This window comes from Peribacillus sp. FSL H8-0477, from assembly GCF_038002765.1.
Lineage (GTDB): Bacteria > Bacillota > Bacilli > Bacillales > DSM-1321 > Peribacillus.
The window spans coordinates 769,997-784,942 of record NZ_JBBODE010000002.1 but is presented as its reverse complement, the minus strand read 5'-3'; the positions used below and the strand labels follow the sequence as shown (position 1 = coordinate 784,942).

The window sequence follows — 14,946 nt, the reverse complement described above, 5'->3', positions numbered from 1 at the left end:
ATATTATGCAAAAATAATAGTAGTAGAACCTTTTAAAATAGATGGAGGAATTTTTATGAGTAACGTTTATAAGTTGACCGTTTTTGAACCAACTGGTGAAAAGCTGCTTGATGAATCATTTACTGCTGAGAACAACAAGCTGGCAAAGGAAATCGGCCATAAGATGTTAGTTGAAAAGAACTTCCTTGAAAAAACACACCGCTGTACATCACCACAAGGCAGTCTCGTTTTATTTCATTCATAATGAAAGCGCTGTAAATGTAAATACCCCACTCAACGTACTGAACGGGGTATTTACATTATTTTATTGACCAATAAATTTTGGCTTTCTTTTTTCAAGAAAGGCTTGCACGCCTTCTTTATGGTCTATAGTTTCGCGCATTTTCATTTGAGCATTTTTTTCAATTTCAAGGATCTTCAATAGAGTCGGCCGGTTTTGTTCACTGAGGATTTTTTTCGTTTTGATCATGGCTTTAGTCGGGCTGTTCAACCAGATTTGACGTTTTTTCTCTACCGCCTGTTCTAGGGGAATCGATGCTATTTCATGAATCAGGTCTTTTTCAAATGCTTGCTGGGCACTCAGTACTCTTCCTTCCCAGATTAATTCTTTTGCTTTCACTTCTCCAAGCCTTCGCTCTAGGAAGAAGTGACCGCCTCCATCCGGAATTAACCCAATCCCAATAAAGTTCATGGCCAATTTGCTTTCCGGCTCAGCAATAATATAATCGGTTGCTAAGGCAACAGATAAACCAAGACCCGCTGCTGCACCGTGCACAGCACAAATCGTCAACTTCGGCATTAAATAAAGTGATGTCACAATATCACTTATACAGTCCATGATGTTATCGAATCCTGTTGTCACATCTGATGACAACATCATCTTAATATCCCCGCCTGCTGAAAACGCTTTTCCCTTGCCTTTTAATATGACGATGTCAATCTCGTCTTTGTACGTTATTTCCTTTAAAACTTTTGCCAACTCGTGAAGCATCGCTTCATTCATGGCATTCATGGCTTCAGGGCGGTTCAATTCTACGACTGCTGTTCTTTCAAAATACGTGACAATCACGGTTTGTTTTGTCGAAGTCGATTCGATACTCAAGCTCCCCAGCTCCTTCTATTTACTGTATATACTAACAGTATACATGAAAGCGGATTCATTAAAAATAATTATGTCGAATTATTATAAAAATGTTCATATTTGTTATTTGCTATTAGCGTATAGATCTTTTACTTGTTCACGGAGTGCCATTTTTAAAAATTTTCCTACACCAGTTTTAGGAATGTCACTTAAGAATAAGATGTCATCAGGGAGCCACCATTTTGCGAATTGCGGCGCTAGAAATTCAAGCAGTTCTTCCTTTGTCACTTTATCTTTATATGCATCCTTTAATACTACACAAGCGACGGGGCGCTCCTGCCATTTCTCATGCGGAACAGCAATAACGGCTGCTTCAAAAACACTAGAATGAGCCATCAGAGCATTCTCAAGATCAACGGAAGAAATCCATTCACCCCCGCTTTTAATTAAATCCTTAGTTCGGTCAACTATTTTCACATATCCTTCTTCATCGATAGTTACTACATCCCCTGTATGCAGCCATCCATTTACGAAAGCAGCTTCCGTCCGCTCATCTTGATAATATTCATCCGCAATCCATGGCCCTCTGATTAAGAGTTCGCCCATTTCTTTCCCATCTGGCTGAATTTCTCCATCAGGTCCGACAACTTTAATTTCAATACAAGGAACAACCATTCCCTGTTTTGACTTAATATTATAACGGTCTTCTTCGCTAAGCTCTTCTTGATAGCTTTTTAATCGGCCAGAAAACACTAATGGACTCGTTTCTGTCATCCCGTAAGCATGAAGAAACGGGATATGATATTTAGTTTCAAATTCTTTAATCATACTCTTCGGTGCAGCAGATCCGCCGCAAAGAATCATACGCAAGCTGCTTGTATCGTAGGTATGTTCCTCGAGTTCTTTAAGGAGACCCAGCCATACTGTCGGCACACCTGCAGAAATCGTAACCTTTTCTGCTTCAAATAATTCGGCAATCAATTTCGGTGAAAACGCTGGACCTGGCAGGACTAATTTTGCACCGAACCAAACACACGCAAAGGGAATCCCCCACGCATTAACATGAAACATAGGGACCACTGGGAGGGCTGTATCTCGTTCACTTATTCCCGTATTATCGACTAATCCTAAAGCCATTGCATGCAGAAAAATCCCTCGATGTGAATAGATAACCCCTTTTGGATTACCTGTCGTAGCTGATGTATAGCACATACCAGCTGGGCTGTTTTCATCTAAATCTTGAATAAATGGTTCTTTAGGATTCCCTTCAGACAATAGGTTTTCATAGTGATAAACAGGTGATAATGTCGTTTCAGGCAACTCATTTTGATCCGTCATAATAACAAACCCTTTTACGTTTTTTAACTGTTCTTTAATCCCTTCCAACAGCGGTAAGATATCTGTATCGACAAATAGGAGCTTATCTTCGGCGTGATTAATGATATAAGAAACGTGTTGAGGTGATAGACGAAAGTTAATGGTATGCAAGACGGCACCCGAACAGGGAACAGCAAAATAGGTCTCTAAATGACGATGATGGTTCCAAGCCAAGGTTCCCACTTTGTCCCCTTTATTAACACCCAGCTTCCGTAAAACACTAACAAGTCTCCTCGTCCGTTCAGCAGTTTGAGCGTATGTCATTCGTTGTATGCCCGATTCTGTTCTCGAAATGACTTCCTTTCTTGGAAAATACCGCTCTGCTCGTTCAATCATTTGTGTTACTAATAATGGCGTGTTCATCATAGACATTTCCCCCTTAATAATCCATTTCATGAATATAAAGATAGGTATTCGCTGAATAATAGAATATTCCTTTACCTATTTTCTGGCTTGGTAGGTTTCTTTCCCTTCATTTAAGGAAATATAAGAAGAAAGAATTTAATCAGGAGGACTGTATGAAACAAATAGTAAAAAACACTGTGTTTTGTGGAAGTGAGTATGACACTTTAAAAAAAGTAATTGTATGTGAACCACGCTTTATGAAGATTCGTGATGTCATTAATGAAACACAAAAGTATTATAAAGAAGATAATATTAAAATTCCTTTAGCTTTACAGCAGCACGAAGCTTTTATTACCCTCCTTGAAAATCATGATATTGACGTCATTCAACTGCCTGCTAAACCTACATATAATGAACAGGTTTTCACACGAGATATTGGATTTACACTTGGACATACCATCTTTATTGCTGAAATGGCTAGTCCTATCAGACAGGGTGAAGAAACCATATTAAAATCCTGGATAGAAGACCATAACCTGCCTAACTATAATTTGAATCATGAACGAATTGAAGGCGGAGATGTAATTATTGATCGTGATTCGATTTATGTAGGACTGAGCGATCGAACGCATAAACATTCGGTCCGCCAATTACAAAAACTGCTTACTGATTATGAAATTAACTCGATCCGTTTTGACGAAAAATACCTGCATTTAGATTGTGTCTTTAATATTATTTCACCTACCGAAGCATTAATTTTCCCAGATGCGATTCATGAAGAAGATCGGAAACAACTTAGTGAACGTTATGATTTGATTAGCGTTTCTCCTGAAGAACAATTCACACTTGGCACGAATGTTTTATCTATTGGGAACAAAAAGATAATCAGCCTGCCTGTAAACAAACAAGTAAATAAGGAGTTACGTAACCGTGGATATGAAGTGTTAGAATGTGATATCTCAGAAATCATTAAATCTGGCGGCTCATTCCGCTGCTGTACTCTCCCTATTTTGCGAACAGAGTATCCACAACAATAAAACTGACCCCGTTTTGTCGACGGGGTCTGTTGATTTTTGGGGGCTTGTTGATATCCGAGAGATAGACTACTTGAGGTATAAACACCATGAATTGTATTCAAAAAGAAAAGAGGTTCAGAATGAAATCATTCCGAACCTCTTTTCGTACAAACTGAACGAGCCCCGTTTAGGATGTGATCTATTCTTTAGAATAGGACATCTTCATCGTATAACTCGTTAAAGGCTGTCTCTGCTTCCGCTTCAGAAGAATAGAGAGCATCGTCATTCTCTACAACATGAAAAGTATCATTTAAAAACAAAGCTATGGCTTGAGGGTCCTTTGGATGCTGGACAATTTCAGCTGCTCTTACATTCGATACACTAGGTGTATGAGGGTTATTGTAAATGACATAGACCTCATCGCCAACATTCACATCTTTTGGATCAATTGTTCCCATTTTCATGTTCCTTTCTATTTAAGGATAGTTATAGTGTGTGAAAGAAACATAAAAATATTTATCAAATCAACTATTTATCGAAGATGATTCAGTTTTTCAATAAATCCAATGGGATGCTGCTTGCGAAAAAATTCCTTGAGCATATAGGCAACACCTTGTTCATCATTCGTCCTTGTTACCCATTTTGCTGCTAACTTCACTTCATTTGGTGCATTTCCCATTGCTACCCCTAATCCAGAGTATGCAATCATCTCTAAATCATCAAGACCATCGCCAATCGCTACAATCTCATTTGCTTTAACTCCTAGAAAATCAGCAAGATAGAGAACCCCATTCCACTTGGATACCCCAGCTGGAACAATGGTGAGTATTTGCCCTGGTTTTTCAATAACAGTCACTTCTTTAAACATGTCATTGATTAGATTAAATAGGCTTTCCTTTTCTTCTTCTTCTGGAAAGTAGACATCGATTTTGGTTGCTTTAAAGGGCTGCACTTCCAATTCTTCACTAAGTGTATCGACAAAGTGCTGTGAATAGAAATTTTGTTCATTCATTTGCAGAACAGCTTTCCCTATTAGATTTTCTGGTATTTCTAATCGATTAGCTAATAGCTGCTTTTCATGGACCAATTGAATCTGACAAACTGTCTTCTCCAGTAGTTGCACGATTTCCAAGACTAGACTTTCTGACATTCGTTGTACATGAATTGGTTTATCAAGCGCTTCTCCTACAAATGCTCCTTGATGAGCCACAATCATTGGATTTATTTTAAGGGCCTTAGCCACTTTTCTGGCTGAATGGTAACTTCTTGATGTAACTAAAGCTACATGTACACCTTTTTGGTGAACATATTCTATGGCTTCCTTAGTTATTTTATTTAAGCGGCCATTCGATTGAAGCAGGGTTCCATCAATATTGACCGCCAGTAACCGATATACCATGCCAATCTCCCCCATCTGTAGTGTTCTACTACAATTTATGAATCAAAAATGAGGGCTAGAACATTCACAGGGATTTTGTAAAAAACAAATGCCTCCCGAGCACAATGTGCTTGAGAGGCATTTCAATGACTTATTGTTCAGGTGCACCGTATAAGTCTTCTAAAGGCTTCATAATAATACGGTTTAAATCGGCAATAACCATGCTTAATCTTTGCTCTGCTTCCATTAATTTAGCAATGGTTTCATGCTGCTGTACAAGAGCAACTGTTTTTTGTGCTTGTTCCATTTCATCAGGTGCAATTTCTTGTCCTGTCATTTGTTTTTGCTGAAGACTCATCTGAAGCTGACGGAAATTATCAAACATTCCTTTAGCTCCCGGATCGGCATTCACCTGATCATAAAGATTCTTTAATTCAGTAAATTCACTGCTGTTTCTAATTGCTTTTTCCATATCATACGCTGCATCATATACATTTGCCATAATTGTGTAACCTCCTAATAATCTATTTCCCTACTATACCAAAACAATCTTCATTAGCCAAAAAATATGGAGAAAAAGCCTTGGAACATTCCAATCAATCCACCAAGCAGGAATCCTAAGTACGTGATCATACTCAATTCTCTCTTTGCAATCAGTAAAACAATTTCCTCAAGTCTTTCGAGTGAGAATGCCTTAACTTGCTCTTCCACAATTTCCTCAATATGAAGTTTTTTTACCATTGGAATAAGGTGTGCACTGACCAGCAGTAAGGCTTGATCCAGCAGGGTGGGAATTACCTTATCAAGGATGACAGATTCCATTGGAGCAGCAAGCTCATGAAGCGGCTTTTCAAACCATTCAGGAATATCTGCTAATTGAGTTACTTTCTTAGCAAGCATATCTTTAATAGCATCTGCACCAAAGATGCCTTCCACTCTTTCCAGTTCCCATTCTTCTACTTTATGCCATTCTCGAGTAAGTAACACAGTAATTAAATCGGACGTTTTAGGCTGATTAAGAAATTTAAGCAATTCAGGTTGAACGATATCGACCAATTTGGCATTCCCCATGAACATTTGAATCATATTCCCAATTTTTCCGCGCTGACTAAAAAATTCTTCCATCATTTGTTCAAGACGACGCTTGCCTTCTGGGCTCGTAAAGTAATCTTTTCCCTTGGACAGAATATATTCAGAAATGTCAGGGATCTTTGCAACAGCTTTCTCAAGAATGGCCGGTGAAAATAAATCACTAGTCTGTTTACTGCGGTTCTCAGCCATCCAGCTGTCATATTTACTTACAAGGAATTTCTTTAAAAAGTCTTCCGTTACATTAGAAGCATTGTTGATTCCGTAATCAGCCAATAATTCCGCTAGATTTTTTTCTGATGACAGATATTTTTTTACTTCTCCCTGTACCCATGTATTCATATCCTGTTTAAGAGTAGAATTGAGCACCTTTTGCTGAAGGCTTTCAGGGGTAAGTAAATGTTCAACTACTATTTTTCCAAGTTGAGAGGCTAGCTCATCACGTCGTTTTGGGATTAACCCCGGTGTGAAAGGCAGCTGTTTACCAAATAGATAGATTGGTTTATAAGGGTGGAACAGCATTTTTATTGCAATAAAGTTGGTAAATCCTCCTATTATTGCTCCAATAACAATCATAAATGCAAGTGTAATCATCCAGTTCATGCTTTATCTCCTTCTTCTGTTAAAAATATTCATCATAAAGGTACGTTCAAATCACCCAAAACATAAGATATGATATCCGCATTAGCCCATCTCTTCATTATAAAAGGATACTAATCTCAGTGCAAATGAGGGATGAGAATGAAGGTGTTAGAAAATCGTGCATTTATACTAACGGCAGGAAATGTTCCCGAGAATAAAGAATCCATTTATATTTCTAAAAGTCTTCTCAAAAAGTGGGAACTCAAACATGGTGAAAGCATCTTCGTGAGAGCAGGAATCAACCAACTTTCATTACAGATCCGTCAACTTCCAGGCCGCGACAGTTTAGTTAAGCTGGCGGAAGAAAGTATGCAAGATCTGTTGATTCCTTTACTTACCTTCCCTGTCCGCGTTCAATATTGTCCTAACGAAAATAGATTAACCATAGGTCCTATTTTGGCGCTCCTTACCAATCATACACCAAACTCTCTAAATGGAACATTTGATAACGATCTATTTTACCGCGAACTATCTTCCTATTGTAGTGAACAAGGCTTTATTTTTTATCTGCTAAAGCTGCAAAGCCTTGAAGATAGGCAAGTACTTGGTTATTATCCAACAGAAAACCAATGGGAGAGAACCTTACTTCCTATGCCAAATGTTATTTATAATCGGCTGCATTCAAGAAAGTTAGAGAAATCTGTAGACTTTCACCACTTCGTCTCAAAGTTACAAGAACTAGCTATCCCGCTTTTTAATGGGGGCTTTCTCTCTAAATGGGAAGTTCATGAACTTCTAAGCATAGAGAATTCTCTGCTGCCTTTCTTGCCAGAGACCGTTCCGCTTAAAATAGAATCGGATTTCATAACGTTCTTACTTAAACACCCTGCTGTCTATGTAAAACCATCCTTTGGAAGCCAAGGAAAAAATATTTGCAAACTGACTCAAACCTCGGAAGGGTGGGTTATTGAACATTCTAATAACCTTACATCTTTTCTTGTTCAATCCGAAGCAGAAGTATTTCAGATTTTAAAAAAACAAAGCCGAAGACGTTCCTATATCATTCAAAAAGGTATTTCTTTATTTGAGGTCGATGATAAAAAGACAGATTTCAGGGTGCTCTTAATTAAAAATCAACAGCATAACTGGAAAATCACTTCCATTATTGCACGAACCGGTCACGCCGGTCATATTGTCTCAAATCTTGCTCGCGGGGGCGAAATGGAAAACGGTCTTGAATTTCTGCTAACTATATTCGAACCAGCAAAAGCGTATGAAATGTACCAAACACTCTCCCAGCTTGCATTGAAAACAGCTGAAGTTCTATCAAATGGCAGAAGTGATTTATTCGGAGAGCTTGGGATTGATTTGGCACTCGATACAGATTATTTTCCATGGATTATTGAGGTAAACTCAAAACCCTCCAAAAAGTTCATAGGTAACTACGTACGTTTTCGACCGTCAGTAAGAAAGATCATTGACTATATGCATGCACTTTATTTAAACCCTAATTAAGAAAGGAGCTGTATTATGCAATCTCTTGGAATTATGACGAATGACTTATCAAAGGAACATCTCTATTTTACAGCAATCGCAAAGGAAGCCATCAAACTGAATCTCAATGTTTACCGTTTTACACCGCAAGCGATTGATAGTACAAAAAAAATGATTCAAGGTGAATGTTTTCATCGTAAGGATCACTATTGGACAAAAAGACTCTTCCCAGTACCTGAATTTATCTATGATCGAACCTTTCACGGCTTAACTCGCCAATCCAATGAAACTAGGAAAAATATAAACTGGCTTAAACAAGATACCAACTTTATTGGATACGGTCTTCCTGGGAAATGGGAGGTTTATCAAACCCTCAAGGAAGATGCGTTCTTACAGGCCTTTCTTCCACCTACTGAAAAACTACAAAGTCCTGCTGATGCCGCCGCCATGCTGACACAGTTTTCCTCTATTATCCTGAAACCAGAATACGGTTCACGCGGATCCGGCATTTTTGTCTTAACCAAAATGGAGAAGGGTACGGAAGTATCCATGCAAAAACAGGCAGGCCGCTATAAAAGGTCCTTTACTACTGAGGAAGAATTAAACAAATGGCTGGAACGATTACTAACGAAATACCACTATCTAGGTCAGCCTTTTCTTACTCTCTTCACACAAGAGCAGGAGCCTTTTGATATCCGGTCTCTGCTGCAAAAGAATGAAGAAAACAACTGGATTGAACGCGGAAGAGGAATACGTAAAGGGAAAAAGGATGGCATTACCTCAAATCTTGCCACCGGCGGACGGGCCTATTCTTATGATTCCTATTTAGATACACTTTCCATTGCTGCAGCAAGACAGCTAGAACCGATGATTGAACGTATTTACCAAACATTGCCTGTTGCATTAGAAACAAAATTTAATCGTTTATTTGAATTGGGTGTTGATCTTGGACGTGATCAGGACGGGAAGGTTTGGATACTTGATATTAATTCTAAGCCAGGCCGGAAAATTATCGAAAAGCTTCACCCAGAACAACTGACTAACATCTTTTCCGCCCCTGGTCTATTTTGTAAATACCTAGCATCAGAACTTTCGAAAGCAGGTCAATCATCATGAAGAGGATTTATTCAGTTGAAATCTCAGATGTTTCAGAAGATATTTTTTATTATCCTTCTGAATTAACGGATATGCAGGAAATAAACACCGTCTGTTTTGGTCATTCTTCTGTACCGGCCTTAATCAAGCGAAATCCATCCATTACACAATCCATTGTCATTTCTAAAAGCCTGGCTGAGCGCCTGCACTTCCCGGATACAGAAACGCCCATCCATTTATTCATCTATGGAAAAGACATTCACATTGGTCCACTTGTAGGTGTTTTTTCTTCCGGCTTTTCAACGATTCAAAATAAACCCCTCGGAGAACGTACGTCGTTCTTTTCTAAGCTGCTTTCCTTAAACAAAGCGACGGGATGCATTCCATTTATGTTTGGAGAAAATCATATTGATTGGGAGAATGAGACCATAACCGGGTATATGTATCATCAGCATACATGGGAAACCTATGAGCTCCCCTTTCCTAATGTCGTTTATGACCGTCTCCCCAATCGTAAAACAGAAGGACGCAGTGGACCGCGAGAGGTAAAGCAGACATTCCAAGAGAAATACGCAATTCCATGGTATAATCCTGGTTTTTTTAATAAATGGGATGTATATGAGCGGCTTTCGGATGATCCAAGGGCCATCAATTTTTTGCCTGAGACTTATCCGTTTCAATCACTGTCCGTGATAGAAACATTGTTATCAAAGTATCGCCAAGTCTATATTAAACCGATTCATGGGTCTCTTGGTCTTGGTATCCATCAGGTATTATATGACAAACATGATCAAGTCTATTATTGTCGTTATAAAAATGAACAAAAGGAAAATAAATTAAAAAAATTCCAGTCACTTGAAGCGATTTTCAGTCATGTGTTTAAAGAAAAACGTCTCCATAATATGATTGTTCAACAAGGCATTCCTTTAATACGCAGCGAAAAAAGACATATTGATTTTCGGGTCCATACGAATAAAGACCATGATGGAATCTGGCAGGTTACAGCAATGGCCGCTAAAATTGCTGGTGCTGGAAGTGTAACCACACATATCAAAAGCGGAGGAACCATCAAGACAATTGAAGAATTATTTGTTGATCCAGAAACCGTCAAAGAGGTGAAAGACAAACTCACAAGTGCTGCTCTCATCTTAAGTGAATGCATGGAAGAACATCTTGATGGAATTATAGCCGAAATAGGCTTTGATTTAGGTATCGATAAAAAAGGAAAAGTCTGGATGTTTGAAGCCAATTCAAAACCGGGCCGATCCATTTTTTCTCATCCAAAGTTACGAGAATTTGAATTATTAACACGAAAACTCTCGCTCGATTATGCCGTCTATCTTGCTGAGAAATCCATTACGAGTTCCGGCAGCAGCAACGGATGAAACTTTTTTACGATTCACTTGAAAAGGAATGGTACCATACAGATGGCATGGACATTTCTTTTGGAAAGAACAGCAAAAGTATCCCCGTTAAGTTTACTGCAGCTGATGAACCCGTTTTTACTGCAGATGTTTTTCATTCGTTTATTCCTGCTATCGGAATCATGTCCTGTCGCAGCCCTAAAAACAAAGAGGTCATAAGCGGGAATGCAGTCTTGTTTCAAAGTCTTCATCGTTATTTAACACGGCATAACATTTTTTCTTTTATTTTTACAGCGGAAGATGTACTTGAAGGAAATTGGAGAGGGCTGGTGTATTCCGAGAGTGAGCAAAAATGGCTTCGTATGGCTGTCCCCCTTCCCTCTCTCGTCTATAATCGAATCCCTTTTCGAAAATTTGAAGAATCGGATTCCTATCAACAATTAAAACAGCTCTTTGAAGAACTTGATATTCCTATGTTTAATCCAGGATTTATCGATAAGTATGCACTCTATCGTTGCTTGAAGAAGGATCGATTCTTAGTAAACTACCTTCCAGAGACATTTAGACTGACCAGCGAAACACAGTTATTATTTCTTTTACAAAAATACGGTTCTTTATACCTTAAACCTGGCAAAGGAAATCGCGGCAGAGGAATTTTACTTGTTACATTGAATAAAAACCAGAGCATTACAGTGAAGAAGACAAGCGGGACAAAGAATTTCCCCACTCTGAATGAGTTTTGGCTCGATGAAGGCAAGCGTTTAGTAAAGAAAAATTACATTGCTCAGCGTGCCATTACGCCTAAGAAAATAAATGGTCATCGCTATGACTTTCGCATTCTAACGCATTACTGGAAAGGGAATTATCATATTAGCGGAAAAGCCATTCGTATGTCACAGACCCAAGAAGTGACTACTCATATTCCAAAGGGAGGGATTCTATATCCCTATAAAAATCTGCAATCACAAGAACTCGATCTACTTCTCAATCAAATTACCCAGCAATGCGGAATAGCCTTATCAAAAGAAAATGGGTTTTACGGAGAGTTCTCAATTGACTTAGGTCAAGATGAATCCGGCCAGCTGTTTATATATGAAATTAATGCAAAACCGATGCAGTTTGACGAAGAAGAGATTGAACGGACACGGCTTAAAATGCTCAAAAATTTATTTATTACGATTGTTTTGGAGAAAAATAACAACAGAACTCAATAACTTTCCATTATACTGAAGGTATACCAAAATAATGGAGGTTATCTGCTTGCTTACCCACTTTCAATGGAAACCGCTTTATAGTGATGATTCATTACCTGGTTGGAGTATATCCTTTTACTTTAAAAAGCACCTGTATCAAGCGATTTACAACAGCAACGGCAGCATTGAATTTAATGGGGCCCAGCCTGCTGAAGAAGATAAAGAAAACCTTTCTTCAATGATTCATGAATTAATGATTTATCATGTTTATGATAAATAAGTAAATGATTGTATGAAACTCTCCCTTTTTACCAAAGTTATACAAAAGGAGGGATTTCATGAAACAAAAATACACCTTTCTCAAAGATACTGAATACGACGGAAAAAATATGGTTTACTTAGACATCGACCGCATTATTAATGAGGGAATGGCTGGTGGAACTGTCTTTACTGCCGGAGATACTCAGAACATAGAGGAAGCCCGTGATTTGCATGACGAAACGCCGCCGAATGATAACCATTAGAAAAAGCGCTAAGACGAATTGAATCGTCTTAGCACTTTTTCATTCCAGCAGAAATACAGTCTGTAATACCCCATTTACCTTGAATCAACTTAAGTAAGTGATTTGTCTTCTAACAAACGAATGACCGTATGGACCATCCATTGAATTCCGATTTTAATGGCGTCTTCATCTACCATGAATTTAGGATGATGCCACCCATGCTCTATGCCCTTTTCTTTGTTACCAGAACCAAGCCAAGCATAACAGCCAGGAACAACTTTTTGATAGAGAGCAAAATCATCTCCGCCCATTGTCGGTTCTGCCGCTAGTACATTCTTTGTACCAACAATGTCTACAGCAGCTATCCGCGAAATGGCTGCTATAGCAGGGTCGTTCACTACGGGCGGGATAAGCAGTTGGTAGTCAATCTCCACTTCGCCGCCGAGTGCGTGAACCTGGTTAGTAACAAGCCGTACAAATTCGTCACGAATTTTATAACGGACAGTGTCACTAGATGTTCTGACTGTTCCCGTCAGTACAGCTCTCTCAGGAATCACATTATTCGTCCTTCCCGCTTGAAAGGTACCGATCGTCACAACTGCTGATTCTTTTGGTGATATGGTTCTGCTGACAAGTGTTTGTAGTTGAGTAACGACCGCACTGCCGATGATAATGGGATCAATCGTACGTTCTGGTATACCTGCATGTCCTCCCTTTCCCTTAATTGTAATGATAAAATCATCGATTCCGGCCATTAAGAATCCTTCTTTTATACCAATTGTGCCTACTTCCTGATCTGGTGTATTGTGTAAACCGATGATAGCAGACACGCCGTTTAAAAGCCCATCATCAATCATTGATTCTGCACCACCCTCGAATTCTTCAGCAGGCTGAAAGAGAATTCGAACGTTTCCTGGAAGATCTTCCTGTAATTCTTGGAGGATGAGTGCTGCTCCGAGAGAAATGACTGTATGAACATCATGGCCGCACATGTGACTGACACCTGGTATCTTTGAACGAAATTCCAAATCTGATTCTTCTTCTATCGGCAAGGCATCAATATCTGCTCTAATAGCTATTGTTCGATTGGATTTCCCCTTAACTTCAGCGGCTGAACCAGTTTGTGAAGAAACCGGAATCCTGCTTATACCATAATGATCTAACACTTGATTTATACTCTTTGTTGTCTCAAATTCCTGCTTGCTTAATTCAGGATACATATGTAAGTGTCTCCTTAGAGCAAGCATTTCAGGCAAGTATTTATCGATAAGTTGTAGAATGTTTTCTTTTCTTGATATCAAATCACTCATACTCCCAACATTACGTTATCGGTTTACTTTTCATTATTTTATTATAAAGTATCCTTATATAAACAGCCTTATATTTCTCTAGATAAATGACATGAGCTATAATTAAAGGAACCATAAAAAGAAGAAGGGTTGTCTATGCTGCTTGAAAAATTAAAACAAAAATATCCTGATTGTCTTGAATCAAGAGCTCAAACCCAGCTGCCTGAAAAGTACCTTTGGATTGAGTATAACGGTGAGCATCTCGGCATTCTTCGTCAGGATCTATCGACACAAGAAATCAGCTTGATTGAGGCACTTTTTTCAGATGAGACGCTGGATGACAAAAGTGAATGGGGAAATTTTTTACTTAGAAACAGCACGAGTCTTCCACTTACAAACTGGAAACATGTTCGATTTATCCACTTTCGAATTACTCAAGCTGAGTTTTCACGATCAGATTTCGAAGAAGCCTTCCTTGCGGTTTCTCCTCTTGAGGCAATCATTATTTGGGAGAATTCTGAGGCTGGAGTATTGATTGAAGGGCTAAATAATGAAAATGCCGATAAAGCTGAGTTAACTCCAATTGTTCGGACACTGGAAAGTGATTTATATGTTCACTTACATTTTTATCTTGGTTATTTTCATGAAGTTAATAACGAATTACGTCATCACTATCAAATGGAGAAAACTTGTTTTAATGCTGCTGTCAGTCATTTTCCTGATACTGCGGTCAGTGACTTGCCAATGGTCATTCCTTATATTTTTCTCGATGGAAGGTTAACAGATAAGATTGATTGGTATACGGATGAACTGCTTGGAGAAATGAAAGATAACGATGAAGTTATACATACGGTAAAAACCTATATCGAAACGAGCTCAAACGCGAGTCTGACCGCCAAAAAACTATATATCCACCGCAATAGTCTACAATATCGGATCGATCGATTTATTGAAAAAACCGGATTGGATATTCGAACCTTTCATCATGCTCTGCCTGCCTATCTGCTCCTATTGAAACTGGGAAAATAGGAGTTTAGAAGATTTGCCTGAAAAAAGGTGTCTGAATTTTGTGCAGATTGTACATATCGTTTTGAACACGCTTCCATTACACTAATGGTAAGATACATATTTAAGGGGGAC

The 14,946-nt window shown here is 38.7% G+C and carries 16 protein-coding genes; 9 read left to right on the top strand and 7 right to left on the bottom strand.

All coding sequences use genetic code 11. From position 1 onward, the window contains the following. Nucleotides 1-55 precede the first annotated feature (55 nt). Entirely contained in the window at nucleotides 56-244 is a 189-nt protein-coding gene (locus MHI18_RS15590; RefSeq protein WP_340848629.1) for a YhzD family protein, read from the top strand. A gap of 60 nt (nucleotides 245-304) precedes the next feature. Here the strand turns inward: MHI18_RS15590 and MHI18_RS15585 are convergent, their stop codons facing one another. After that, nucleotides 305-1,096, bottom strand: coding sequence for an enoyl-CoA hydratase (locus MHI18_RS15585; protein WP_445670039.1), 792 nt, complete (start codon nucleotides 1,094-1,096; stop codon nucleotides 305-307). A 108-nt stretch (nucleotides 1,097-1,204) separates the two neighbouring features. Next, entirely contained in the window at nucleotides 1,205-2,824 is a 1,620-nt protein-coding gene (locus MHI18_RS15580) for a long-chain fatty acid--CoA ligase (RefSeq protein ID WP_340848626.1), read from the bottom strand. Nucleotides 2,825-2,976: 152 nt separating this feature from the next. On the opposite strand from MHI18_RS15580, the gene MHI18_RS15575 reads away from it, so the two are divergent. Then, nucleotides 2,977-3,840, top strand: a complete 864-nt coding sequence (locus MHI18_RS15575) for a dimethylarginine dimethylaminohydrolase family protein (protein ID WP_340848624.1) — start codon at nucleotides 2,977-2,979, stop codon at nucleotides 3,838-3,840. A gap of 185 nt (nucleotides 3,841-4,025) precedes the next feature. On the opposite strand, the gene MHI18_RS15570 is transcribed toward MHI18_RS15575, so the two are convergent. From MHI18_RS15570 to MHI18_RS15555, 4 genes are all read right to left on the bottom strand, one after another. Further along, nucleotides 4,026-4,277 carry a transcriptional regulator SplA domain-containing protein gene (locus MHI18_RS15570; RefSeq protein ID WP_340848623.1) on the bottom strand — a complete coding sequence of 84 codons (252 nt, stop codon included), beginning with the start codon at nucleotides 4,275-4,277 and terminating at the stop codon, nucleotides 4,026-4,028. A 74-nt stretch (nucleotides 4,278-4,351) separates the two neighbouring features. Then, complete coding sequence (locus MHI18_RS15565; protein WP_340848621.1) at nucleotides 4,352-5,218, bottom strand: Cof-type HAD-IIB family hydrolase; 867 nt, start codon at nucleotides 5,216-5,218, stop codon at nucleotides 4,352-4,354. Nucleotides 5,219-5,348: 130 nt separating this feature from the next. Then, nucleotides 5,349-5,702: a YlbF family regulator gene (locus tag MHI18_RS15560; RefSeq protein WP_340850300.1), complete on the bottom strand. Its 354-nt coding sequence runs from the start codon at nucleotides 5,700-5,702 to the stop codon at nucleotides 5,349-5,351. 50 nt (nucleotides 5,703-5,752) lie between these two features. Beyond that, entirely contained in the window at nucleotides 5,753-6,889 is a 1,137-nt protein-coding gene (locus tag MHI18_RS15555) for a DUF445 domain-containing protein (protein WP_340848620.1), read from the bottom strand. Nucleotides 6,890-7,027: 138 nt separating this feature from the next. On the opposite strand from MHI18_RS15555, the gene MHI18_RS15550 reads away from it, so the two are divergent. Genes MHI18_RS15550 through MHI18_RS15525 form a run of 6 tightly spaced genes read left to right on the top strand, consistent with a single transcriptional unit; the run spans nucleotide 7,028 to nucleotide 12,538 of the window. Further along, nucleotides 7,028-8,383, top strand: a complete 1,356-nt coding sequence (locus MHI18_RS15550; protein WP_340848619.1) for a YheC/YheD family endospore coat-associated protein — start codon at nucleotides 7,028-7,030, stop codon at nucleotides 8,381-8,383. A 15-nt stretch (nucleotides 8,384-8,398) separates the two neighbouring features. Further along, nucleotides 8,399-9,478 carry a YheC/YheD family endospore coat-associated protein gene (locus MHI18_RS15545; RefSeq protein ID WP_340848617.1) on the top strand — a complete coding sequence of 360 codons (1,080 nt, stop codon included), beginning with the start codon at nucleotides 8,399-8,401 and terminating at the stop codon, nucleotides 9,476-9,478. Then, on the top strand, nucleotides 9,475-10,842 hold the full coding sequence (locus MHI18_RS15540) for a YheC/YheD family endospore coat-associated protein (protein ID WP_340848615.1): 1,368 nt from the start codon (nucleotides 9,475-9,477) through the stop codon (nucleotides 10,840-10,842). The genes MHI18_RS15545 and MHI18_RS15540 overlap by 4 nt, the downstream gene beginning before the upstream one ends. Then, complete coding sequence (locus MHI18_RS15535) at nucleotides 10,839-12,035, top strand: YheC/YheD family endospore coat-associated protein (protein ID WP_340848613.1); 1,197 nt, start codon at nucleotides 10,839-10,841, stop codon at nucleotides 12,033-12,035. The genes MHI18_RS15540 and MHI18_RS15535 overlap by 4 nt, the downstream gene beginning before the upstream one ends. 46 nt (nucleotides 12,036-12,081) lie before the next feature. Then, complete coding sequence (locus MHI18_RS15530; RefSeq protein WP_340848612.1) at nucleotides 12,082-12,294, top strand: YheE family protein; 213 nt, start codon at nucleotides 12,082-12,084, stop codon at nucleotides 12,292-12,294. 58 nt (nucleotides 12,295-12,352) lie between these two features. After that, entirely contained in the window at nucleotides 12,353-12,538 is a 186-nt protein-coding gene (locus tag MHI18_RS15525) for a hypothetical protein (protein WP_040372233.1), read from the top strand. Between the two features lie 89 nt (nucleotides 12,539-12,627). Here MHI18_RS15525 and MHI18_RS15520 read toward each other — a convergent pair whose 3' ends face one another. Continuing rightward, complete coding sequence (locus tag MHI18_RS15520) at nucleotides 12,628-13,764, bottom strand: M20 metallopeptidase family protein (protein WP_340850299.1); 1,137 nt, start codon at nucleotides 13,762-13,764, stop codon at nucleotides 12,628-12,630. A 198-nt stretch (nucleotides 13,765-13,962) separates the two neighbouring features. Here MHI18_RS15520 and MHI18_RS15515 point away from each other — a divergent pair, with 198 nt between their 5' ends. Next, nucleotides 13,963-14,835: a PucR family transcriptional regulator gene (locus MHI18_RS15515; protein WP_340848610.1), complete on the top strand. Its 873-nt coding sequence runs from the start codon at nucleotides 13,963-13,965 to the stop codon at nucleotides 14,833-14,835. The last annotated feature ends 111 nt before the right edge of the window (nucleotides 14,836-14,946 follow it).